This window comes from Candidatus Chlorohelix allophototropha (assembly GCF_030389965.1).
GTDB classification, from domain to species: Bacteria; Chloroflexota; Chloroflexia; order Chloroheliales; family Chloroheliaceae; genus Chlorohelix; species Chlorohelix allophototropha.
In genome coordinates, this window is record NZ_CP128399.1 from 1526870 (window position 1) to 1547316 (window position 20447).

Here is a 20447-nt window from a genome sequence, read left to right on the forward strand (position 1 = left end):
TTGCCGCAGGATGCGGCTATGCCCTTGGCAGCCCAGATGCGCCCGATGGATTTTGACCAGTTTGTAGGTCAAAAACACCTGACCGAGCCGGATGCCGCGCTGCGCCGCGCCGTGGAAAACGACCGCTTTGGTTCAATCATCCTGTGGGGTCCTCCCGGTGTAGGCAAAACCACGCTGGCGGAGATTATCGCCCGCCGCACCCACGCCCATTTTACCCGCGTAAGTGCCACCAGCGCGGGGGTTGCCGATCTCCGCAAGGTAGTTGAGGAAGCGCGCCAACGTCGCAAAGCCTACAAGCAGAAAACTATCCTTTTTATTGACGAGATTCACCGCTTTAACAAGGCACAGCAGGACGCGATTCTGCCGGTGGTAGAAAACGGTACCATTACCCTGATCGGTGCGACCACCGAAAACCCCTCTTTTGAAGTGAACGCCGCTTTGCTTTCTCGCGCCCGCGTCTTTACGATGTATGCCTTGACTGATGAGGAAATCAAACTGGTATTGCATCGGGCTATAGCCGATCCCGAACGTGGGTTGGGCAAACTGAATATTAAACTGACTCCCGAAGTGGAAGAAAACATTGCCAATTATGCCAACGGGGATGCGCGTTCGGCGTTGAATATTCTTGAACTGGCAGTTTCTATTGTTATGAAGAATGAAACCGATCAGATTTTAATCGACCTACCTTTGCTGGAAAGCGCGGTTCAACGGCGCGCTCTGCTGTATGACAAGGGTGGCGAGCAGCATTATGATTTGATTTCGGCGCTGCACAAAACCATTCGGGGCAGTGACCCAGATGCCGCGCTTTATTGGCTTGCCCGAATGTTGGAGAGCGGGGAAGACCCCCTTTTTATCGTGCGGCGGTTGGTGCGGGCTGCCAGCGAGGATGTGGGTATGGCTGACCCGCAAGCGTTGGTGGTGGCAATGTCGGCACAGCAGGCGGTACATTTCATCGGGATGCCCGAAGGGGCATTGGCGTTGGCGCAATGCGTGGTATATCTCGCTACCGCTCCCAAGAGCAACCGATTGTACGGGGCTTATAAGCAAGTTCAGGCAGATGTGCTGCTTTCCCGCAATGAGCCTGTGCCACTACACCTACGCAATGCTCCCACTCAGCTAATGAAAGATTTAGGCTACGGTGAGGGTTATCGCTATGCGCATGATCATGAAAGCGGTTTTGTGTACCAGCAAAACCTCCCCGATGCGCTAGAAGGTCGCCGTTATTACGAGCCGACCGCTCACGGCTTTGAAATTACCATCGGTGATCGCCTCGCTTACTGGCGTAAAATTGGTGAAGAGGAAAGAGAGAAGCGCAAAGGCAGCAAAGCTTAGTCCGGTTTTTCAGCTATTACAAGGGCTAACCATCTAACGCTTCATCCATTTCTTTGATGAGCTTTTGAAAGTTTGAAAGATCGGCGGTAGTTAACTGATGGTTGGTGGTAAGTTTTATCTCCTCTTGTCGCACTACTTCAAACGTGTAATCTCCTTTATGTGCTGTTTTCTGCTCTGGATTACTGGCATAGGTGCGTGTGCAGCGCATATACCCCCCCGCGTCTACTAGAAATACAGCTATATTTTTTCCGTGAGAGCGGCGAGCTTGCAAGATATTTGGTTCTTGCTCATCGTTAATAATGTCAAAACCGGCGTGCTCAAGCTCTTTTATCAGTATCGGGCGAGCGGTTGTTAAGTCAAAATCTGCCATTCCTCAACTCCTTTAATTGTTTATTCAGGAAAGAGCGGTACCGCTTGCCCAATCTTTTTCAAATGTCGCGCTCACGTTCTTTATGATATTCGTATCAGTAAGGATAATGCCCAATTCCCGATTGCTATCTAACGATCCGGTTGAAACATTTTCAGAACCGATAAATAATTGGGCATTATCCACCAGATAAATTTTAGCGTGCATATATGGCTTGCTGATAAGCCTGACCTGTCCACCGCCATCCTTGATTTGCTTTTCCCCGGCGTAGCTCTTGTCGGTTTGCCCGTTTACCTGCGGGGCTGCTACCAGCACCAGCACCTGCACTTTGTTCTTCACTGCGTTGACCAGATGCTGCTGGATTTTTGGGTCTTGTATTTCTTCCTGCTGCATCGCGATAGAGCTTTTGGCGCTGTCTATTAATGCCAGAATCTTTTGACGACTGTTGCTGTTGCTCCATACCAATGACGAGTTGGCAGGTGGAACAAAACCGGTGCGATTCCAATCCGCGTTAAAACAATCTAGCACTTCTTTAACTTCACTTTGGTTAGTGGTAATGATGCCGTATTCGCGGTTGTTTTTAAACGCAGAACTGGTCATGTTCAGAGTCATGATAAAAGCGGCTTTACCGTCTACCACAAACGATTTTTCATGCGAATAGATAAACACAGGGTTAGTCCACTTTACCTGAATACCGGCAGCCTGCAATGCTTTGAAAGCCGAGTCGTTTCCGGTGCCGCCCCCATAAGGATGCTGTTCCAGCATAACTCGCACTTTCACACTCGGTCTTTTTGCAGCCTGTATCAGATGATTGATTATATCCTGAGATATAAGCAGGTACATTTTCAAGTCGATGCTGCTTTGTGCAGTGTCGAGCGCGTTGAGAATCACCTTTTCGCCGTCATCGGGTTCAGTAAACAACGTGTGTGTGGCTATTTTGGTATTGGAGGCGGTATCCAAAGTGGCAAGTCTTTGTTTTGAGGGAATAACATTCCTGCCAAAACCGGGCATACTTAATATAGGTGCAAGCAACATTGCCAGCAAGGTGTTTTTGAACATATTTATGTTAAATCCTTACTACTAAAGACAACTATTGGCTTTGTTTGACCACTCAAGTTGGACGGTATAATCTCCCAGTTTTTTGGTTTTCCAGGCGCAAATATCCCCGATCTCACCGTGAGTATCGTCGTACCAGCCCTGCCCCGGTACTGGATCGGTAATTGCTTCGCATAGTTCGTGCGAACTGGTAGAGGTGAGAGCATCAAGAGTAGCAAGGCTTCCGGTGCAGCCGGTACAATTTGGATAGGGCATTACAGCGTAGAAAATCTGGTTATTGATACCGTTGTGGTATCCGCAAAACGCCTGACACGAACTTGAGCCGCCCTGTATAACTTTAACACCCGGTGGCATATAGATGAAATAAAGGGTATTAGGGTCGGGCGAAGGAAATGTTGAATTTGAAGTAATCTGTAGTTGCAAATAATGTTGTATGGCGCTATCGGTTAGGCTGCGTTTCGTAGCGGCAGTGGGTAGAACCGCGCTGCCTACATGTTTGCCATGCCCTATTTTGTACGCCGCTACGCTATATTCGGCTAATTGGTCGAGAAGTGGGCTGCTCAAAATATAATCGAAGAAGCCGTTGAGGTTTTGCGCCATCGCGCTACCGGCGGTAGTTTTCCAGTAGCCACCCCAATAAACGGTAAAGACTTCTACTGAAGCCAGCAGTGGTCCGTTGCGATAGGTAAGATGGGGGGGTGTAGCAGCGATACCCGCTTCTTCTATGGGTTTGTTAACTTCTTCAGGAATATATAAGGGTACAACACGGACTGAATCTGTATGGTGAGGTAAAATATCTCGGTCATCAAGTGCTTTATGTGCCATATTTCGCTCCTGTAATACTAATAAGCGCTAATAGGTCTTTTAGTAAGTATAGCACATAATGTAGAAATATTAATATAAGATTAATAAGGAAATTTGAGAATTACTCTGGCTTTTTTGTTTTCAGGCTAAAAGGTTTTAGGCTGGTAACGCGCTTTACCTCGTAGGTAACTGAAGAAAGAGAAATAAAGATTTCCCGCAAAGTAAGGGATACGCCGTAAATCACCGCGCAGATACCACCCAAAAAGACCAGCAATGCCAACGTAGCCAGCCATCCCTCATTTATGAAAAGTGCCAGCGCAATCACAAACATATCTCCGAGGAATATTACCATCGCGCTATAAACCCCGAAAACCGCATCATGACCGAGTTTGTGGCGCTGTAACACTCTCGGTATTTGCTCGTCTATTTCGGCGATGCGTTCGATAGCGAATCCATCAGAATCAGGGGTACGCAACAATTCGAGCCGTTCGTGGGTCATGCTTCGCAAACGCTCGTTGATGGTGGCAAATCGGGTGAGCAATCCGTTCAGAATCACGGCGCAAGCGGTAACCATTACCACCGGGGCAATTATTAGTTGGATTGTGTTTATTACCGTCTGGGTGTTCATGGTTTCATAAAGTTGTTCCAGTAAGGTTGCAAGTAATTTTTTTCGCGCATTTCGGATAGGTCGCGCTCTAGCAGTTGGGCGGGGGATAGGTTGGCGAATTTGCATGCACGCCCTACCAATGCCAATGCCTGCCTGATTCCGCTACTATCTCTCGAAACTGTCTGCTCGAACAGCAAGGCTAACTCCTCTGCCGGAAGTGTAGGCGCGTCAAAGCCTTCTAGCAAGGCAATATCCGGTTCTACTTCGCCATAACTGATTCCGCTCGATACTGCGTAACACACTGCCCAGTAGAATACCTCGTAGCCTTCCAGCACTACATCTTGCGGGAAGCCTTCATGCACATGTGTTCCTAGAACTACCCCTTTGAGTTCTTCCAATTCTTCCAGCATACGCGCATGCTGCTTGTCTGAATTTCCGGCACGTATGCGTTTGCTCGTTCCGCTCTGTTCCGAAAAGTCGTTATCTCTCAAAAATTCGTAAACGCCCCAAGCAGCGCGACACATTTCCGCCAGATTATTTAGCACGACATATCCCCAATAATTATTAAATGGATTAACACAGATAGGCAGCAGATTAGTTGGATAAGAGTTTTAACTACTGATGGCTGTCCCGGTGATAAAAGGAAATATTGTCACTCGCATCACGCGCGAGGGACTAAAACCATTAGTGCGAAAGCCCGCCTTTTCGATAGCGGCATAGGTATCTCGGTTTAGGTGGCAACCCACCGCGCACACTTTCCAGAGCGGGGTGATGATGGTTTGTAGCCCTACTGAAATCCGCCCTTCCGCCCGCACGTGCTCAAAGAAACGCAGCTCTCCGCCCGGTTTCAGCACCCGCCGCACTTCCGCTAGGCTCTTTGCTAAATCGCCCACACTACACAGCACTAGCGTAGTTACCACATAATCAAACGAAGCGTTAGGGAAAGGCAAATTCTCTGCCCCTACTTGCAAGTATTCGAGCGGTAGGCGGTAGCGCCCGGTTTTCTGGCTCAGCTTTTGCAACATAAACTCGTCCGGTTCGGTCAGTACCAACTTCTGCAACAATTTCGGTTGGTAGTAGGGCAGGTTTGCACCTGTGCCTGCGCCCAACTCCAGTACAGTGCCACTAACCGTCTCTACCACTTTGCGTCGCTGCTCTTGGAAATATTTATTCTCTGCGCCTTCTAACGAACGGTCGTAAAGATGTGCCACTAGGGCGCGATATTTAGCGGATAGTTTCATATTATTTGAGGCGGCTTCCAATCCGCGCGGCGATAATAGCAGCTTTTGTGTCCGGTGTGACAAGCGATTCCGCCCGCCAGATTCACTTTCAGCAAGAGGCTGTTTTCCTCACAATTGATAAAGAACTCCTGCACCAGCAGAAATTGTCCGCTGGTTTCGCCCTTGAGCCACAGGGTATGGCGGCTGCGACTCCAGAAATGCGCTTTTCCGGTTTGCAACGTGCGCTCGAAAGCCTCGCGGTTCATAAAAGCTACTAGCAGCACTTCGCCACTGTCCGCTTCTTGCACAATCGCCGGAATGAGATTCTGCCCGTCCCCTCCAAAATCGAGGCTAACCGTTTCTGTTCCTTCCGCACTCAGTGTTTCCAACGCTATTTTGCTCATTTTTGCTCTTGTTCTTTGATACTGCCCCGAATCAGGAATTCAACCAACAGTACCGGGGGAATCATGTAACCAATCCGGCGTGAGGTGGGCTGAATAAAAACGCCCTTGCCGAACATGTGCATAGCAAAATCGCTCATTTCGGCGAGCATGCGGATTAGAATCCCCTGCTTTAATCTTTGCGAATCCTTTGCTCGCACGATGAAACTGCCGATAATTACCTCCCGCAATGCCAGTATCCGCACCAGAACCAAACCGGAACGTTTTTTTGTATCTACCCCTAGCAAAGAGCCAAGTTGACGCGGCCATGCCTGCAATAACCCGCCCAGTATCAGGAAGCCCCAGCCCATCAAGCGGGGAAGTATTTTTATAAATTGTGAAATCAAACGGTGATAGCCTTTCAATATTGTGTGCTTGAGTTGGTACGTATTATCGGTTTACAAGGGGCTTTCTTTCACAATCTCATCGGCAAGCCCTTGTCGTGTAGGTACTCTTTAGCCTGCCGTATGGAGTATTCACCGTAATGAAAGATACTTGCCGCTAGTACTGCATCGGCTTTGCCCTGCTCTACAGCTTCATACAGGTGTTGCAGGTTGCCTGCCCCACCGCTGGCAATTACCGGCACGCTTACACTTTCCGAAATAGCGCGGGTGAGCGGAAGGTCGTAGCCGTTTTTAGTGCCGTCCGCATCCATGCTGGTAAGCAGAATTTCGCCTGCGCCTAGTTCCACCCCGCGTTTTGCCCATTCTATCGCGTCAAGTCCGGTAGGGGTGCGTCCGCCATGTAGGAACACTTCCCAACCGCCATGTTCACGCTTCTTGGCATCAATTGCCAGTACGATACATTGGCTGCCGAAGTGGTTTGCCCCTTCCGCGATAAGCGCCGGATTTTGCACTGCCGCTGTATTGACTGAAACCTTATCCGCGCCCGCGTCCAGCATTCGCAGCATATCGTTAAGGGTGCGGATACCCCCGCCGATGGTGAAAGGGATAAAAACCTGCGAGGCAGTATGCCGCACCATTTCTACTACTGTCTCGCGCCCGTCGCTGCTGGCGGTAATGTCGAGGAACACCAGTTCATCCGCGCCTTCTGCGTCATAGAAAGCCGCCAGTTCTACCGCGTCACCGGCATCGCGCAAGTTCACAAAGTTAGTGCCTTTTACCACGCGCCCCTCTTTTACATCGAGGCAGGGAATAATACGTTTGGTCAGCAAGATAAATACCTCTGGTTTTACAAAATTTCAGACAGTTTCAGGTCATTGGTGTAGAGCGCCTTGCCGATGATGACCCCTTCCGCGCCGGTCTCGCGCAGTTTCGCTATATGCTCGGCTTTGGCTACTCCACCACTGGCAATAACCGGCTTTTGCGCCGCTGCCATAAAATCGCGCAATGCCTCATAATTCGGTTCGGTCAACGTACCATCGCGGCTGATGTCGGTATAGATAAAACGGGCTGCGCCACGCCGCGCCATTTCAGTTGCCAGCAGGGTTGCCGCTACATCTGAAGTTTCAGTCCAACCTTCCACTGCTACCAGACCGTTGCGCGCGTCAATGCCGATCACGATGCGTTCACCCCATCGTCTGCACAATCGCTCTGCTAGTTCGGTATTGCGCAGGGCTACAGTACCCAACACCACCCGCTCAACGCCTGCGCCTAACACTTCTTCCACGATTGCTTCATCGCGGATACCGCCACCCAATTCCACCGGCAAACCGCTTGCTGCAATTATGCGCTCCACTATCGGCAGATTGACGGGCTTGCCCGCTTTTGCACCGTCCAAATCTACCAGATGCAGGTATTGTGCGCCCTGTTCGCGCCACTGTACCGCCACTTCCACCGGGTCATCGTTGAATACTGTTACTTGACTATAATCGCCTTGATACAAGCGTACACACTTGCCATCCTTTAAATCTATTGCGGGAATTATTAACATTGGGCTGCATACCTCAAAAAGTTAGAATAGAGTTGTAAACCAACCGGACCGCTTTTTTCCGGGTGAAACTGCACGCCAAACCAGTTGTCCTGTCCTGCTGCGCTGCAAAAGTTTACCCCATAATCGGTGATTGCCATGGTGTAAGGGCTATCCACCCCTCCGTTTGGGTCACAGTAATAGCTGTGAACAAAGTAGAAATAGCTACCGTCCGGCACATTCTCCCACAGCGGCGAGGGGCGAATTTGTTGCACCCGGTTCCAGCCGATTTGCGGAATTTTCAGTCCGCTTGATTCAGGAAAACGCCGCACCTCGCCCGGTAGCACGTTCAAACCCGCCGTATCGTTTTCTTCCATATGGGTAAACATTAGCTGAAAGCCGACGCACACTCCCAGAAAAGGGCGACCGCTGGCAACCCGCTCTTTTACCACATTATCTAGATGCGTAGAGAGCAAATTGCCCATGCATTGCCCCGCTGCACCTTGTCCCGGAAAGACTACTGCCGCTGCCTCGCGGATGTAGTTCGCGTCGCCTGTAATATCAACCGCCGCGTCCTCGAACCCTGCTAATTGCGCCGCTCGCTGCAAGGCGCGTTGTACGCTGCGCACGTTCCCCGAATTGTAATCAATTATTGCGATTTTCATCTGTGATCATTTTCTATTTAATTATGCTTTTCGCTTCAGGCAAGGGGCTTAAGCCCCTTGTCTCTATGCTAGGTTCTTTCTGTTCCAAGCGAAAGTCCTGTTATTAATTCGGTAACAGGGCGATTGCCTCAATCTCGATCATAAAAGACGGACTAGCCAACTTCGTTATCTCTATTGTAGTAATGGCGGGTGGTTTTTCCATATTGATATACTGATTGCGAATATCGCGTAGTATCGCTAGGTGCGACATGTACAGTAAGTAAATATTGAGCTTGACCACCTCGTTAAAGGTTGCGCCTACCGATTCCAGCGCTACTCTCAGGTTATTAAAAACCTGATGAGCCTGTAGCGCGAAATTTGAACCCCCCACTAATTCACCGTTCCAGTTTACCGGAACTTGCCCTGAAATATATACCGGACGACCGCTTAAAACCTCTACCACATGCGAATATCCTAATGGTTTGGAGAGACCGGATGGGTTGATAAACCGCGCTTCCGGCGGTAGTTTGTCAATCATTGTAAATCTCATTTCTATTTATTTAAGCGGCACATTTTGCAATCCGCTTTATTTATCTTCACCCAACTGCTGTTTGAGTTTGACCAACTGTTCTGTAGAAAGCCGATCCAATCTCACACTGAAAAGCTCAATAAAGCTGTCAAGACTGTAGCCTACCAGAAAAGCCGTCACCGGGGAAATGCTCTCGACTCCCACCGTAAACGCCATTCCGAAAAGCCCTACCAATATGATAAGATACTTGAGCATTATCATACCGAATTTGACATCAATCAAAGTACCAAGTGTACCGAAAGATAATACCGAAGGCAACTCAACATTGCGTTGGCTCTCTTTGTAAACCGAAATCAAAAGATGTACTAGCACCCCCGCGCCAATCGATCCCCAACCGGTTAAAAAGGTTATTAGGTTAGCGGGTTGGAAAGGCCAGTTGGGAAGAGCGACAAATTGAGCGGCGATGCACAGTATAAAGATAAAGGCTAATGATATTGCGGGTACTACCGGGAAAACAAAGCCCCATTTTGCCAACCTGTCGGATTTTTTGCTGCAACGGTACACTAACCCTTTTGCGGTTTCAAACCACGCATCCGGGAGTATATCGGGTTGCAATGCAAAGAGGGTAATTAATTTATTGCGGTCTTCGGCGTAAGGTACTTCATCCTCGAAAACTCGGTGAAACGGCACATAATATTCGGCTTTGGTTCGACCTAACCACTTCGCAAGGCGAGTCGGAATGGTCTGATATCCTATCAGAAATTCTACTGAGCGGGTAATTCGCTCAATTTGGTTCAGGCATTTTAATTGCTCTTGCGCTTCCAGCTTTCCGTCTGGTTTTGCCAGAACCGGATTATATTTTAGCTGTTCCCACAAGTTTAAAAGTTTGCGGATGCTCTCTACCTGATCCGCTTCTGCTAATAATTCTTGCTGTTCTAGGTCGGCAGTTATTTTATTCAGGTTGTCATAGGTCAATTTCAGATAGGTAGCCTGTGTATCGAGCGATTCTTCTCCTTTGCGAACCACCTCTAACGCAGTGCGCATATCCTGAACTTCCGCCCGGTACTGGTACAACAACTTGATAAGCGCTTCGTTGAACTGATAATTATTTGAAGGTAGCCTATTGCCTTGTTGGTTGCCATCAATGGGCGTTGCCATGAGCGAAGTAGCAACAGCCGATTTTGGAATACTACCTATTGGTGGCTGGTTAGGAGTTATACCTATAGACATTTTACCTGACATCCTCTCACAAGAGTTTTGAAATATTTATTTTCGAATGTCCCGGATTTACTACTCGATAACGCCTTTGGTACTGGGCAGCGAGTCGCTGACAATGCGCGCCGATTCTCGCAGCGCTTGGGCGAAACTCTTGAAAACTGCTTCAAGGATATGGTGCGCGTTTTTGCCGCGTATTTTATCAATGTGCAACGTTAAACCGGAATTGAACGCGACCGCTCGGCAAAACTCCTCAATTAGCTGGCAATCGAACTGCCCCACTTTATCCGGCAAGCCCTCTATCTCATACACCAGAAAGGGGCGACCGGATACATCCAGCGCGGTACGTACCAACGTTTCATCCATCGGTACATATGCATGTCCGTATCGCTGAATACCTACCTTATCACCAAAAGCCTGTTTGAGCGCCTGTCCTAGCGCAATACCCACATCTTCAACCGTATGATGGTCATCAATCCAAGTATCCCCTTTAGCTTTGATGTTTAAAGTGAGGTTGGCGTGCTTGGCGAACAGCGTTAGCATATGGTCAAAGAAACCAACTCCGGTGGTAACAGTACATTTACCGTCACCGTCTAGGTTCAATTCTACCAAAATGCTGGTTTCCAGTGTATCGCGCTGTATCCGTCCGCAGCGTCCCGCCTCTATCCTCGGTTCCAATGTTACATTCTCCTTACAAAGGTCTTGAACCTCTTTTATTTATAATTGAGTCATAGTTATAATTTACATTAAGGAGCAGATAAATTGCTCTACAGGGTTATAGTAAAAGTTACAGACAAGTCATAACAGAAAAAGGTACCGAAATGTCAAAACCGTCGAAGCAACTCTATACTACCACAATTTTATTGATTGAAAACGATACTAGCTCTCGCGCTGTGATGCACACCTTAATGCAAAAACTGGCAGGGCAACCTGTTCAAATTTACGACACCAGCGACGGGGACGAAGCTTTGAAACTCTTTCGAGAGAAGCAACCCCAACTTGTTTTCACCGATTTAATTCACCCCGGTCTTGATGGTTGCCGTTTAATTGAAAGAATGCGACATTTAAATCCTTATGTATTTATCGTGGTTTGTAGCAGTGTAGAATTAATCGGGGAAGTGCGCGGCTATAATTTCTTCCTAGAAAAGCCTTTTGCCACCGCCGATTTCCAGCGTGTTATCCGCGCTGGGTTAGCACATGCTGAAGATTTGCTGTTACAATCCGCAAATAAACAATTAAAGGCTGTATAAATAAAAAAATAGGAACCGCCGGAGTACAATTCCGGTGGTTCCCCTCCTGTCTTTTTCCAATTAGTAGTATGTTCTCTTCAGATTTATATCTTTCGCGCCTTTGGCTCTGGTAAAATTAACGCTGTGCATTTGGGCATGCTCGAAAGATGCGCCCGTGACATCTGAGCCGAAGAAATCCACCCCCCGTGCTTTAACCCGATCGAGATTGGCATTTACCAATTTGGCGTTAAAGAAGCGCGAGCCATGTATATCCGCGCCGGTAAAAACAGCTTCGGTAAAGTCAACGCCGGCTGCGTAAACTCCTACCAACGAAGCAGATTTGAAGCTTGCCCCGATTGCCTTTGCGCTATGCAAATCGCAACCGTGCAAATCCGAGTCATCAAAGATTGCGCCGCACAAGTTAGCCCCAATGAAATTTGAACCCATCAATTTGCATCCGCTCAAGTTGGCGTTGCTCAAATCAGCTTGCCGGAAGCTGACAGCGTGCAAATCAAGTCCGCTCAGGTCTGCGCCGCTCAAATCAACTCGCGAGAAATTGCCGCGCCAAAATAGCCCGAAGTTGAAGTTGATACCCCGCAACGCCTTGATTACGCTATTGCGATCAAATCTCTTGCGTGCGGAGTTGGCAACTGGAATATCCTCTACCACTTCATCCCTATTTCCGACCTTTAGCTCTTCATACTCTCCGGCATCCTCAACTGTTAACACTTCAAATTCTTCAGCTTCTTCAACTATCGGAATCCTGTTTGCCTTGCCGAATTGATTGCTCATATTAGTTACCCCTTTTAAATTGCTATAAAGGTGTTTACTCTGCGCTACTTGCTTTTATCTCTGCTTTACTGGGTCGCATGTAGGTGAGGGTGTGGTGTGTGAGAAGAGTGCCGCTTGCCGATACACACTCTGCTACGCCGTAAATCGCGCGCCTACCTGCCTTCAGAACTTTGGCGGTGCAGTAAATATCTTCATGCTTAGCCCCGGTCAGGAAGTTGGTTTTCATTTCAAGGGTCAGAGTCATACGGGCTTCGTCATAGCCTGTGCTGGTAGCGATTGCGATCCACATTGCCACATCTGCTACCGCCATATAGACAGGACCTGCCACGTAGCCGCCCGGTCTTTCAAGACCGGAATGGAACGGCACTAATATTGTACACTCGCCCTCACCCAGTTTGTGTAGTTTGAATCCATACAGGTTGGTGAAGGATGCTTCCGACAGCATCTCCTGCATTTTTTCAAAGTCAACCGCGTTTTGCATCTGAATCTTCCCTTTCCGGAGGCGACTAAAAGCATAGGCAGTTACGTTGCCCGTTCCGGTTATTGAGTATATATAATTTGCTTCAGATGCTCAATGAAAATGTCGGTTTGCTCCGGACGACCAACGCTTACCCTGAAAGCATTTTCCAACAACGGCTTATTATAGTGGCGTACCAGCACTCCCCGCTTTTCCAGTTCACTTTTGATTAGCTTCGCGCTGCCCTGTTTCAAGCGACAGAAAATAAAGTTTGAGCTACTAGGTAAAGCTTCAAAATAGTCGCTGAATTCCTGCAATAGACCGTAGAGCCGTTCGCGCTCTGCTACGATTTTTTCAACATGCTCGGCAATCCAGTTGCCTTCGCGCAAACTGGCGCGTGCCGCTTCTTGCCCTGCCACCGTCACATTATAAGGCTGTTTGATTTTCCACAATTGACGCGCAATTATTTCAGGTACGATGCCGTAACCCACCCGCAAGCCTGCAAGCCCGCTCAACTTGCTAAAGGTGCGCAACACAATTAGGTTTTCGTATTCGTCAGTCAGTTTGATAAAGCTATGCCCGGCGAAATCGTGGTATGCCTCGTCCACCACCACGATTTTGCCTGTATCTAGCAATGCTCGCACCACACTTTCCGGGGCGCTATTACCGGTGGGGTTATTGGGGGTGCAGATGAAAATGAGCTTGGTGTGTTCGTCCACAGCTGCCAACGCTGCTTCTACATCAATGCTGTAATCCTTAATATGGCGTGGTACGCTACGGATTTGGGCGCGATATAGCTCGCCCAGAAAAGAATACATCCCAAAGGTAGGGGCAAAATCCAGAATATTGTCGCCGGGTGAGATGAATAGCCGAATCAACAATTCCAGCAACTCGTCCGAACCGCTACCCACAAAAATGCGCTCTTTGCTTACACCTGTATATTTTCCCAGTTCTTCGCGCAAGTTTAGTGCGCTTGGGTCGGGGTAGATATGATAATATTGCTGGTTTTTGAGGGCTTCCAGCGCGGCGGGTGATGCCCCATAGGGATTCTCGTTCGCGTCTAGTTTCACGAGTTGCTCGATGGGAATACCCAATCGCACGCTCAGACGGTCGAGTGGCTCAACCGGAGTATATTCTTCTAGTTCTAGCAGGTCGGGGCGCATCATCGCTTCCAAATCGAGGCGCTTTTCGGTAGTCATTGGTATCTTTTCCTGTTTAATTTTTGGCGGTACACGAACCACTTTTACTACATTACGATTGTTTTACGGCACGGGTAGCGAAATAATTCGGTATATATTCGCCGATGCGTTCGCCCGGTTGAATATCCTCATAGAAGGCTGACAGCAGGAAACCCACTTCGAGTTGTCCGCCAATTAACGATTCGTAGGTGTGGCTAAATTCCAGTGGCGCATCTTCGGGTAATTGCTGCTTGCGCTCTTCTGCGCTCAGGTTGTGCAAATCCGAATAAGGTAGCGCGTGTCTAACCTGAAAAATCCCCTGCTTGTAGAGCGTATAGTCGAAAGTAAATAACACCGGATTCATAAAGCCGGATAGTAACACCCCACCTTTGCGCAACACTCGATAAGCTTCTTTCCAAACCGGGCGTACATCCGGCACGAATACGTTCGAAACCGGATGGAAAACCAGCTCGAAACTTCCGTCCGTGAAAGCGGAGAGGTCAGCCATATCGCCCTGCACCGTAACGATTTCCAACCCCTCACGTTCGGCTACCTCACGATCGCGTGCCAGTTGGGCAGGTGAGTTGTCGAATACGGTCACTTTTGCGCCCGCCGCCGCTAAAATCGGCGCTTGTTGTCCCCCACCTGCCGCAAGGCATAGTACTTCGACTCCTTCCAGCTTTTCGGGAAACCAGTTTCGGGGTACAGCCTTTCCTGCTGTCAGTACCACCGACCACTCACCTCGGCGCGCTGCCGCAATTATTTCTGGGCTTACTGGTACTGTCCACGGGTTACCCGTTTCGACCTGTTTATCCCATGCCTTGCGATTGTACTCAACAACATCCATTAATGCTGTTCGTCCTCAAAGCGAATGTTGATGGCGCGACCATGCGCGGGCAAGCCTTCTGCTGCTGCCATCACTTCTGCCGCTTTACGTAGATTCGCCAGCCCTTCGGCGGTCATGCGCTGCATTTGCATTTTCTTGCCAAAGCTCTCTACCGAGAGTGGACCAAACATTTTGGTATTTGCGCCGGTGGGCAGCACATGATTTAAGCCACTCACGTAATCGCCACTCGGTTCGGGCGTGAAATTGCCTACAAAAATCGTTCCTGCATTGCGCAACTTTGGTAACACTTCGTCCACATTTTCGGTGCAAACTTCGAGATGTTCGGGCGCGTAGTCGTTGGCGAACTCGATTGCTTGCTCAATTGTCTCTACAATACCAATCATGCCATACTGTTCCAAAGAATTAGAAGCCCGGTCGGCAGTGCTAAGCAATGGCAACTGGCGGCGCACCTCGGCGGCAACCGCTATTGCCAATTTGGGTGAAGTGGTGAGCAACACCGCCGAACTATCATCTGCGTGTTCTGCCTGTGAGAGAAAATCGGCAGCAACATAGGCAGGGTTGGCGCTAGCATCGGCGATAATCAGCACTTCGCTTGGACCGGCTGGCATGTCGATACTCACCATACCTTCGCTGAACGCCAGCACTTTAGCGGCGGTGACATAGGGGTTGCCCGCCCCGAAGATTTTATAAGTTTTGGGGATGCTTTCCGTGCCGTAAGCCATTGCCGCGATTGCATGCGCCCCACCCACTTTGAACAAGCGCAGGTTTGGCAGATTCAATACCGCAACTGCCGCCAGAATCGAATAGTGTATCTTGCCTTCCTTGTTAGGGGGTGTACACACGATGATTTCATCGCATCCGGCTATTTCGGCTGGTATGGCGGTCATGAGCAGCGAAGATGGCAATGGCGCTCTACCACCCGGCACATATAGCCCTACCCTTTCGATGGAACGCCACACCCGCCACACTTCTACGCCCGGCACCGTTTCGACATGCTCTTCCTCCGCTGTCACATGGGTGCGGTGGAATTTGCGAATATTGTCAATGGCGAATTTGAAAGCCTCAACCAGTTCTGGAGAGGCTTCGCGCAAGCCTTGTTCTATTTCTTCTCTGGATACTTCAAGACTCTCAAGCTGAACCCCGTCGAAACGGGCGGTGAAATCTCGCAACGCGGCATCGCCTCGCTCCCGCACTTCCTGCATAATGGCGCGCGCTTGCTCACTCACTTTTCCGAACTCACCGGCGGCGCGTTGCTTGATGCGCTTCAGGGTTTCGGGATCAACTTCGCTCAACCTGACAGGTTGCATGGCTCACTCCTTTAACTAAATAGGGCGCATTGCGCTGCGCCCCGTTACATTCGCTACGTGGTGGCAGATTCAATTTATTCAATCATTTGTTTTCGATGCTCTTTTCCCTTTTCAGGGCTGCCTCCCTTGCTTTCACCAGCGCCACCGGCACGTTTCATCGCTTCTTTGAACTCATCAGCGGAAGGCTTGGAAACTGCTTTGCTGTCACCCGCCGGACGTTTCGGGGCTTCTTTCGAGCCACCCGCCGGAGGTTTTGGGGCTTTCTGGCTACCACCCTTTGCCGCTACCGCTTTCGGGGCTTTGGGAGTGCGTCGCCAGAAAAATATCAGGGCGAGCAGGTACATAGTTAGTATCGCGAAATAAACCACCAGTCCTGCTGTACCGCCAAAAATAGTGCCGAATATTCCCGGAATACCAGACAAAGGCAATACAAACAAACCCCCTCGGCGATGGTGATCCATTGCTCCCATAATTTCTACAAAAGTTACCAGTGCCCACAACGACGCAAACACTACCAGTGCGGTAGTGCCACCCGCCAACGAGGTGAGCGCACCCAGTATCAGTAGAATTGTACCCCAGAAAAGATGCATTTTTACTACCTTATATCAAGATTTTCTCGACTGGTACTACCAAAATACCACCTGCGCCCGCTTCTTTCAGCCGTTCCATCACTTCCCAGAAGGCTTCTTCGGTAACCGCTACGTGTACTGCCACCCAATCCGGGTCGTCTAGCGGCACAATGGTGGGGCTTTTCAAGCCCGGCACAGCTCTTTTGATATTTTCCAGTGCGGCTCTAGGGGCATTCATCACCACATATTTGTACTCTTTACCTGCCAGCGCGGCTTTAATACGCACCTGTAAGCGGTTGATATTGCGCGCTTTGTAGGGATGCGCCAGCGATTCTCTGTTGGCTGCCAGCACCGCCTCGCTTTGCAGTATTTCCTCAATCGCGACTAGGTCGTTGAGAATAAGGCTGCTGCCGGTAGCGGTAATTTCCACAATCGCGTTTGCCAACCCCAGATTTGGGGCAAGTTCCACCGCACCGCTCAAGGTTATAATTTCCGCCTCAATGCCGTACTGTCGCAGCAACTTGTGGGCGGATTTGGGATAGCTGGTGGCAATTTTCTTGCCGTGAAGCTGTTGCACATCGGTGATGCCGCTCTCTTTGGGAACTGCTACTACCAGTGAGCAATGCCCGAAGCCCATCGGTAGCACCTGTTCCACATCTACGCCCTCTTCGTAGAGTAGGTTTTGCCCCACCACGCCGATGTCGGCAGTACCAGTGGCAACATACTCCGGGATGTCATCATCGCGGGTGTACATAATGTCCAGTTCAAAATTACTGACGGTGCTGAACAGACGCTGCTTGTAGCTATCAAATTCTAACCCGATACTCCGCAAAAGCGATAGAGTATGCTCGGTCAGGCGACCTTCTTTCTGGATGGCAAGGCGCAGGCGCGGTTTTTCTTGGTTATTCGAGTTTGAGGCTAACTTCACTTTGGCACTCCCGTTCAACATGGTCAGGTTGAGGGGCTTGTTCCTTAAACCCGCTTGCAGCTCAACCATTTTTGTTATCACTCCCGGCGAAATAATATTGTTTGTACTACCCTAACACCTGAGCAATTTTACACTAATGGTAGCACTGCTTCAAGCCAGCCTCAACCACGATTATGAAATAAAACAAGGGGCGTAGGTGATGCCCCTTGTCCTAAAAAATCTAAGAATTTTGGCTTACACCCGGCGGAGGACCGGCATGGCGCATACGGGCGTACACACCGGGCATGACTTCTTTGCGCATATCTACCGCGTTTATCGCAAAGTTCTCGATCATCTCGATGATGTATTTCATATCTTTAGCTGGTACTACGGCGAAAAGCTCGCTTGGCTTCAGGCTGTTGTGGATGCGTCCGCCGCCATCCCCAATGGTAAAGATGCTACGGCGATTGTGGAAGGGCAGCGCGTAGAGCGAACTACATACCGACCATCCTACCTCGCCAAAGGGCAAACTACCGGCACGGGCTAACGCTGCCCCCGAAATCATCATAGCGCGTTGTGGGTCGCAAATCACCACCAGCAGATGCACTGGCACACCCTCCGGCACTTCGTTCAGGGGTGCTGCGGCAATCGCTTTGTACTGTCCTTGCGGCAGATTGGGGGTAGTCTCTTTGTTGATACGCGCCCCTTCTGCCGTGAACATGCCCTGCGACATGGTGAGATAACTGCCATCCTTAATCATGTCCATGCCGGGGTGCATACCGGTGTGGTACAAGCCCACAAAGCAGGCGTTGTTGCTGCTATCCACATATACCTTGCGTCCGCTTGAGCCTTCCTTAATCAGGGTACAGGCGGGTTCGTTCAGAGCCTCGTAACCCTCTGGTGGTGCATCCTCGCAGAAGGTGATGGCAACCGGGCGACGTTCCACCTTCATCTTATCCATTATAATGTCATAGACGTACTTAAGGCTCACCGTTTCGCGATCCAACGCTTCGTAGGGCGCAGGCGTAGTATTTTCGACCCCCATTATCTATATCCTTTCTTTACCATCGGGTGAAAATAAATTCGATAGTAGGGAAATGCTAATCCCATAGAGTAGCACGGTCAGTAGCAAGGACTACGGATTTGAAGTCGAATCGATTTTCCGCCCGAAGTCTGATAAACTCTGAGGCTGAATGTTATATAATGCTTCAGGGCTTATAAATGGAACGAAAGGATACTGGAAATGAGCACTAATCTAACTCAAACCCCTGCCTGGAAAGCGCTCGAAGCCCATTACAGGCAGATAAAAGACACTCACCTGCGCGATTTTTTTGCCATTGACCCCTCACGCGGTTCTACCCTCACTGTTGAGGCTGAAGATATATATTTAGATTATTCCAAAAACCGCCTGAACGCTCAAACTATCAAACTGTTGCTGCAATTAGCCGAAGATTCGGGCTTGAAAAAGCGCATCGAAGAAATGTTTACCGGCGAAAAAATCAATGTTACCGAGAAAAGAGCGGTACTGCATGTAGCATTGCGCGCGCCTCGCAATGCCACTGTGCTGGTGGATGGTGAAAATGTGGTGCCGCAAGTACATGCGGTGCTGGATAAAATGGCGGCTTTTTCAGAGCGAGTACGTAGTGGGGAATGGAAAGGTTTTACCGGTAAACCTGTTCGTAATGTGGTTAATATCGGTATCGGTGGCTCAGATCTAGGACCTGTAATGGCTTACGATGCTTTACGCCACTACAGCGCGCGCCATCTCAATGTCCGTTTCGTTTCCAATATTGATGGTACTGATTTCGCGGAAGCTACTCATGATCTTGACCCTGCCGAAACGCTGTTCATTATATCTTCCAAGACTTTCACCACCGTTGAATCTCTCACAAACGCGCATACCGCTCGCGACTGGGCGTTGAGAACGCTCGGTGACGAAAAGGCGGTGGCAAGCCATTTTGTGGCGGTTTCTACCAACGCGGCGGAAGTTGCCAAATTCGGGATAGATACCGCCAATATGTTCGGTTTCTGGGATTGGGTTGGTGGGCGCTATTCCTATGACTCGGCAATCGGGCTTTCGCTAATGATTGCGATTGGAGCGGATAACTTCCGCCGTATGCTGGCGGGCTTCCACGCGATGGATACCCATTTCCGTACTACGCCATTTGAAAAGAATATGCCGGTGCTATTGGCTCTGATTGGTGTTTGGTATAACAACTTCTTCGGTGCGGAAACGGTGGCGATTTTACCCTACGACCATTATCTTGGTCGTCTAAGCGCGTATCTACAGCAACTTGATATGGAGAGCAACGGCAAGAGCGTTGACTTGGATGGAAACCGTGTTACTTACCAGACGGGTCCAATTATCTGGGGGCAGCCCGGAACCAATGGGCAGCATGCTTATTACCAGCTTATCCATCAAGGCACTAAGTTAATCCCCGCCGATTTCATCGGTTTCTCCCAATCATTGAATCCGATGGGCAATCACCACGACCTGCTGATGTCTAACTACTTCGCGCAGACCGAGGCGCTGGCTTTTGGCAAAACCGCCAGTGAGGTACATACTGAAGGTGTGCCAGCTTATCAAGAACCGCATCGCATTTTCGAGGGCAACCATCCTACCAATTCGCTGTTGCTGCCGCGCCTGACTCCGGAGGCGTTGGGTGAATTGGTAGCGCTTTACGAGCACAAGGTGTTTGTGCAAGGCACTATCTGGCGCATCAACTCTTTCGACCAATGGGGTGTGGAACTGGGCAAAGCGCTGGCAAGCCGCATTATCTCGCAACTCACCAGTGTCGAAGAGCCGGAACTGCCACATGATAGCTCTACTAATACTCTGATTCGGCGCTACCGCGTACAAAAAAGGGTCTAACCTTCCTCTGAAATTTATATACTGCTCCTTGATTCCCGGTGACACCACCGGGAATTTTTTTACTGCCCAACTATTTCACATTATTAGTTAAACACGTATTAAAACAGGCATATAAGCTATCACTATTAATAAACATTAATAGTACAGTAATGAATTTTGTAATACTGGTTTAATAGAATTAGAAAGGTTAAAAGATTTGCTCATAT

General features: G+C 49.4%; 25 protein-coding genes. 3 read left to right on the forward strand and 22 right to left on the reverse strand.

All coding sequences use genetic code 11. The features are described 5' to 3' along the window. The first annotated feature begins 18 nt into the window (after positions 1 to 18). Positions 19 to 1332, forward strand: coding sequence for a replication-associated recombination protein A (locus tag OZ401_RS06390; protein ID WP_341469856.1), 1314 nt, complete (start codon positions 19 to 21; stop codon positions 1330 to 1332). 25 nt (positions 1333 to 1357) lie between these two features. On the opposite strand, the gene OZ401_RS06395 is transcribed toward OZ401_RS06390, so the two are convergent. The 14 genes from OZ401_RS06395 to hisB all read right to left on the reverse strand — a co-directional run bounded on the left by OZ401_RS06395 (position 1358) and on the right by hisB (position 10761). Beyond that, positions 1358 to 1702, reverse strand: a complete 345-nt coding sequence (locus OZ401_RS06395; protein WP_341467392.1) for a hypothetical protein — start codon at positions 1700 to 1702, stop codon at positions 1358 to 1360. A 24-nt stretch (positions 1703 to 1726) separates the two neighbouring features. Next, positions 1727 to 2758, reverse strand: coding sequence for a phospholipase D-like domain-containing protein (locus OZ401_RS06400; RefSeq protein WP_341467393.1), 1032 nt, complete (start codon positions 2756 to 2758; stop codon positions 1727 to 1729). Positions 2759 to 2779: 21 nt separating this feature from the next. Then, positions 2780 to 3580 (reverse strand): hypothetical protein, encoded by an 801-nt coding sequence (locus tag OZ401_RS06405; protein ID WP_341467394.1) that lies wholly within the window; start codon positions 3578 to 3580, stop codon positions 2780 to 2782. Positions 3581 to 3680: 100 nt separating this feature from the next. Further along, complete coding sequence (locus tag OZ401_RS06410) at positions 3681 to 4292, reverse strand: DUF2721 domain-containing protein (RefSeq protein WP_341467395.1); 612 nt, start codon at positions 4290 to 4292, stop codon at positions 3681 to 3683. Then, entirely contained in the window at positions 4184 to 4711 is a 528-nt protein-coding gene (locus OZ401_RS06415; RefSeq protein WP_341467396.1) for a hypothetical protein, read from the reverse strand. Before OZ401_RS06415 ends, OZ401_RS06410 begins: the two co-directional genes overlap by 109 nt. Positions 4712 to 4777: 66 nt before the next feature. Beyond that, complete coding sequence (locus OZ401_RS06420; RefSeq protein WP_341467397.1) at positions 4778 to 5407, reverse strand: class I SAM-dependent methyltransferase; 630 nt, start codon at positions 5405 to 5407, stop codon at positions 4778 to 4780. After that, on the reverse strand, positions 5404 to 5790 hold the full coding sequence (gene hisI, locus OZ401_RS06425; RefSeq protein WP_341467398.1) for a phosphoribosyl-AMP cyclohydrolase: 387 nt from the start codon (positions 5788 to 5790) through the stop codon (positions 5404 to 5406). The genes OZ401_RS06420 and hisI overlap by 4 nt, the downstream gene beginning before the upstream one ends. Continuing rightward, positions 5787 to 6173 (reverse strand): hypothetical protein, encoded by a 387-nt coding sequence (locus OZ401_RS06430; RefSeq protein ID WP_341467399.1) that lies wholly within the window; start codon positions 6171 to 6173, stop codon positions 5787 to 5789. The genes hisI and OZ401_RS06430 overlap by 4 nt, the downstream gene beginning before the upstream one ends. Positions 6174 to 6241: 68 nt before the next feature. Then, positions 6242 to 7000 carry an imidazole glycerol phosphate synthase subunit HisF gene (gene hisF / locus OZ401_RS06435; RefSeq protein WP_341467400.1) on the reverse strand — a complete coding sequence of 253 codons (759 nt, stop codon included), beginning with the start codon at positions 6998 to 7000 and terminating at the stop codon, positions 6242 to 6244. Between the two features lie 17 nt (positions 7001 to 7017). Next, positions 7018 to 7719, reverse strand: coding sequence for a 1-(5-phosphoribosyl)-5-[(5-phosphoribosylamino)methylideneamino]imidazole-4-carboxamide isomerase (gene hisA / locus OZ401_RS06440; protein WP_341467401.1), 702 nt, complete (start codon positions 7717 to 7719; stop codon positions 7018 to 7020). Beyond that, on the reverse strand, positions 7713 to 8360 hold the full coding sequence (hisH, locus tag OZ401_RS06445) for an imidazole glycerol phosphate synthase subunit HisH (protein ID WP_341467402.1): 648 nt from the start codon (positions 8358 to 8360) through the stop codon (positions 7713 to 7715). Before hisH ends, hisA begins: the two co-directional genes overlap by 7 nt. A gap of 103 nt (positions 8361 to 8463) precedes the next feature. Beyond that, entirely contained in the window at positions 8464 to 8877 is a 414-nt protein-coding gene (locus OZ401_RS06450; protein WP_341467403.1) for a RidA family protein, read from the reverse strand. 48 nt (positions 8878 to 8925) lie between these two features. Then, positions 8926 to 10098, reverse strand: a complete 1173-nt coding sequence (locus OZ401_RS06455; protein ID WP_341467404.1) for a hypothetical protein — start codon at positions 10096 to 10098, stop codon at positions 8926 to 8928. Between the two features lie 60 nt (positions 10099 to 10158). Continuing rightward, positions 10159 to 10761: an imidazoleglycerol-phosphate dehydratase HisB gene (gene hisB, locus OZ401_RS06460; RefSeq protein WP_341467405.1), complete on the reverse strand. Its 603-nt coding sequence runs from the start codon at positions 10759 to 10761 to the stop codon at positions 10159 to 10161. Between the two features lie 143 nt (positions 10762 to 10904). On the opposite strand from hisB, the gene OZ401_RS06465 reads away from it, so the two are divergent. Continuing rightward, the gene (locus tag OZ401_RS06465; protein ID WP_341467406.1) at positions 10905 to 11333 is read left to right on the forward strand and encodes a response regulator; all 429 of its coding nucleotides are present in this window, start codon (positions 10905 to 10907) and stop codon (positions 11331 to 11333) included. Positions 11334 to 11393: 60 nt separating this feature from the next. Here OZ401_RS06465 and OZ401_RS06470 read toward each other — a convergent pair whose 3' ends face one another. The 8 genes from OZ401_RS06470 to OZ401_RS06505 all read right to left on the reverse strand — a co-directional run bounded on the left by OZ401_RS06470 (position 11394) and on the right by OZ401_RS06505 (position 18414). Next, complete coding sequence (locus tag OZ401_RS06470) at positions 11394 to 12104, reverse strand: pentapeptide repeat-containing protein (RefSeq protein WP_341467407.1); 711 nt, start codon at positions 12102 to 12104, stop codon at positions 11394 to 11396. Between the two features lie 34 nt (positions 12105 to 12138). After that, a complete protein-coding gene (locus tag OZ401_RS06475) occupies positions 12139 to 12585 on the reverse strand; it encodes a PaaI family thioesterase (protein WP_341467408.1) in 447 nt (148 codons plus the stop codon). 59 nt (positions 12586 to 12644) lie between these two features. Beyond that, a complete protein-coding gene (hisC, locus tag OZ401_RS06480; protein WP_341467409.1) occupies positions 12645 to 13760 on the reverse strand; it encodes a histidinol-phosphate transaminase in 1116 nt (371 codons plus the stop codon). 52 nt (positions 13761 to 13812) lie between these two features. Continuing rightward, the gene (locus OZ401_RS06485) at positions 13813 to 14586 is read right to left on the reverse strand and encodes a class I SAM-dependent methyltransferase (RefSeq protein ID WP_341467410.1); all 774 of its coding nucleotides are present in this window, start codon (positions 14584 to 14586) and stop codon (positions 13813 to 13815) included. Then, on the reverse strand, positions 14586 to 15893 hold the full coding sequence (gene hisD / locus OZ401_RS06490; RefSeq protein ID WP_341467411.1) for a histidinol dehydrogenase: 1308 nt from the start codon (positions 15891 to 15893) through the stop codon (positions 14586 to 14588). Before hisD ends, OZ401_RS06485 begins: the two co-directional genes overlap by 1 nt. 74 nt (positions 15894 to 15967) lie before the next feature. Beyond that, a complete protein-coding gene (locus OZ401_RS06495) occupies positions 15968 to 16483 on the reverse strand; it encodes a hypothetical protein (RefSeq protein WP_341467412.1) in 516 nt (171 codons plus the stop codon). Between the two features lie 10 nt (positions 16484 to 16493). Beyond that, complete coding sequence (gene hisG, locus OZ401_RS06500) at positions 16494 to 17459, reverse strand: ATP phosphoribosyltransferase (protein WP_341467413.1); 966 nt, start codon at positions 17457 to 17459, stop codon at positions 16494 to 16496. Between the two features lie 151 nt (positions 17460 to 17610). Beyond that, a complete protein-coding gene (locus OZ401_RS06505; RefSeq protein WP_341467414.1) occupies positions 17611 to 18414 on the reverse strand; it encodes a DUF169 domain-containing protein in 804 nt (267 codons plus the stop codon). A 198-nt stretch (positions 18415 to 18612) separates the two neighbouring features. On the opposite strand from OZ401_RS06505, the gene pgi reads away from it, so the two are divergent. Then, on the forward strand, positions 18613 to 20241 hold the full coding sequence (gene pgi, locus OZ401_RS06510; protein ID WP_341467415.1) for a glucose-6-phosphate isomerase: 1629 nt from the start codon (positions 18613 to 18615) through the stop codon (positions 20239 to 20241). The last annotated feature ends 206 nt before the right edge of the window (positions 20242 to 20447 follow it).

Excerpts from the sequence above, each read along its gene's own strand:
- hisC (WP_341467409.1), bottom strand. The coding sequence starts at position 13,760 with ATGACTACCGAAAAGCGCCTCGATTTGGAAGCGATGATGCGCCCCGAC.
- OZ401_RS06400 (WP_341467393.1), bottom strand. The coding sequence starts at position 2,758 with ATGTTCAAAAACACCTTGCTGGCAATGTTGCTTGCACCTATATTAAGT.
- hisH (WP_341467402.1), bottom strand. The coding sequence starts at position 8,360 with ATGAAAATCGCAATAATTGATTACAATTCGGGGAACGTGCGCAGCGTA.
- OZ401_RS06410 (WP_341467395.1), bottom strand. The coding sequence starts at position 4,292 with ATGCAAATTCGCCAACCTATCCCCCGCCCAACTGCTAGAGCGCGACCT.
- OZ401_RS06505 (WP_341467414.1), bottom strand. The coding sequence starts at position 18,414 with ATGGGGGTCGAAAATACTACGCCTGCGCCCTACGAAGCGTTGGATCGC.
- OZ401_RS06390 (WP_341469856.1), top strand. The coding sequence starts at position 19 with ATGCCCTTGGCAGCCCAGATGCGCCCGATGGATTTTGACCAGTTTGTA.
- OZ401_RS06465 (WP_341467406.1), top strand. The coding sequence starts at position 10,905 with ATGTCAAAACCGTCGAAGCAACTCTATACTACCACAATTTTATTGATT.
- hisA (WP_341467401.1), bottom strand. The coding sequence starts at position 7,719 with ATGTTAATAATTCCCGCAATAGATTTAAAGGATGGCAAGTGTGTACGC.
- OZ401_RS06420 (WP_341467397.1), bottom strand. The coding sequence starts at position 5,407 with ATGAAACTATCCGCTAAATATCGCGCCCTAGTGGCACATCTTTACGAC.
- OZ401_RS06495 (WP_341467412.1), bottom strand. The coding sequence starts at position 16,483 with ATGCATCTTTTCTGGGGTACAATTCTACTGATACTGGGTGCGCTCACC.
- hisI (WP_341467398.1), bottom strand. The coding sequence starts at position 5,790 with ATGAGCAAAATAGCGTTGGAAACACTGAGTGCGGAAGGAACAGAAACG.
- OZ401_RS06475 (WP_341467408.1), bottom strand. The coding sequence starts at position 12,585 with ATGCAAAACGCGGTTGACTTTGAAAAAATGCAGGAGATGCTGTCGGAA.
- pgi (WP_341467415.1), top strand. The coding sequence starts at position 18,613 with ATGAGCACTAATCTAACTCAAACCCCTGCCTGGAAAGCGCTCGAAGCC.
- OZ401_RS06485 (WP_341467410.1), bottom strand. The coding sequence starts at position 14,586 with ATGGATGTTGTTGAGTACAATCGCAAGGCATGGGATAAACAGGTCGAA.
- OZ401_RS06470 (WP_341467407.1), bottom strand. The coding sequence starts at position 12,104 with ATGAGCAATCAATTCGGCAAGGCAAACAGGATTCCGATAGTTGAAGAA.
- OZ401_RS06405 (WP_341467394.1), bottom strand. The coding sequence starts at position 3,580 with ATGGCACATAAAGCACTTGATGACCGAGATATTTTACCTCACCATACA.
- hisD (WP_341467411.1), bottom strand. The coding sequence starts at position 15,893 with ATGCAACCTGTCAGGTTGAGCGAAGTTGATCCCGAAACCCTGAAGCGC.
- OZ401_RS06395 (WP_341467392.1), bottom strand. The coding sequence starts at position 1,702 with ATGGCAGATTTTGACTTAACAACCGCTCGCCCGATACTGATAAAAGAG.
- hisG (WP_341467413.1), bottom strand. The coding sequence starts at position 17,459 with ATGGTTGAGCTGCAAGCGGGTTTAAGGAACAAGCCCCTCAACCTGACC.
- OZ401_RS06455 (WP_341467404.1), bottom strand. The coding sequence starts at position 10,098 with ATGTCTATAGGTATAACTCCTAACCAGCCACCAATAGGTAGTATTCCA.
- OZ401_RS06450 (WP_341467403.1), bottom strand. The coding sequence starts at position 8,877 with ATGATTGACAAACTACCGCCGGAAGCGCGGTTTATCAACCCATCCGGT.